Annotated in this window: 1 pseudogene; it reads left to right on the top strand. The window is 71.6% G+C overall.

The features are described 5' to 3' along the window. Positions 1-348: pseudogene (locus EN859_RS36140) on the top strand (carboxypeptidase M32); the annotation flags it as partial.

Genomic DNA, 348 nt, shown 5'->3' with positions numbered 1-348 from the left:
CCCACATGGCCGTCGGCGGCGGCGAGAAACGCGCCGAGGCGATGGCGGCACTGGCGGGCATGTATCACACGCGGGCGACCGCGCCCGAAATCGCCGACTGGATCGCCGCCGCCGAGGGCGAGGCGCTCGACGACGAACAGCGTGCCGCACTGGGCGAGTTGCGGCGCCAATACACCAACCTGACCTGCCTGCCGGTCCAATTCGTCGAACGCCAGACGACGGCGCGCATGCGCTGCGAGCAGTTGTGGCGCGACCTGCGCGCCAAGAACGATTGGGCGGGCTTCCAGCCGGCGCTTGAGGGCGTGGTGGCGCTTGTGCGCGAAGAGGCGGCCCTGCGCTCCGGCGTGC

The organism is Mesorhizobium sp. M00.F.Ca.ET.216.01.1.1 (assembly GCF_004010325.2).
Taxonomy (GTDB): domain Bacteria; phylum Pseudomonadota; class Alphaproteobacteria; order Rhizobiales; family Rhizobiaceae; genus Mesorhizobium.
This window is presented reverse-complemented; position numbering and strand designations above follow the sequence as displayed.